The organism is Acidiphilium sp. JA12-A1, from assembly GCF_000724705.2.
Classification (GTDB): domain Bacteria; phylum Pseudomonadota; class Alphaproteobacteria; order Acetobacterales; family Acetobacteraceae; genus Acidiphilium; species Acidiphilium multivorum.
In genome coordinates, this window is record NZ_JFHO01000157.1 from 1 (window position 1) to 551 (window position 551).

A 551-nucleotide genomic window follows, 5' to 3' on the forward strand; every position below is an offset into this window, starting at 1 on the left:
CGACCGCAGCGCCGCGAGCCGCGCCCGCGCGCTCGTCGCCCCCGCCTCGGCCTGCTGGACGCTCGCCTCCGAGACATTGCCCGCGGCGTGATAGAGGCGGCGCGTGCGGGCCAGGGTGGCGGCGGCGAGGGTATCCGCCGCCCGCGCCGCGACGATCCGGCTCCGCAGGGTGAAGACCGGCGTCGGGTCGATCACCCGCCCATAGGCCGCGATCATCGGCGTCTCGGTGTGCAGGGCGGGCACCGCGGTGACGATCAGCCCGCTGCGCAGCGTCGCCGCGTCGACGGTCACGCCGCCCGCCGCCCGCGCCGCGCCGGCGCCCAGCACCAGGAACGCCGCCATTGCCATTCCCGCGACACGCCGCCTCATGCGGACACCTCCCTGAAAACCCGATGATGCAGCGCGTCGGCCAGGGCGGCGAGCGCGCGCAGGCGCTGGCCCTCGGCGGTCAGCAATTGTTCGCGGGCGAGGATCGCCTGCCCCTCGGCCTCGACCAGGCGCAGCCGGCCGGTGGCGCCGAGCCGGTAGGCCTGCGCCGCCTGCGCCGCGCG

2 pseudogenes are annotated in these 551 nt (G+C 77.3%); both read right to left on the reverse strand.

What is annotated here, in order from left to right:
• A pseudogene (locus RT91_RS18845) lies at positions 1-369 on the reverse strand (hypothetical protein); the annotation flags it as partial.
• Positions 366-551, reverse strand: a pseudogene (locus tag RT91_RS18850) (TolC family protein); the annotation flags it as partial. The pseudogenes RT91_RS18845 and RT91_RS18850, both read right to left, overlap by 4 nt.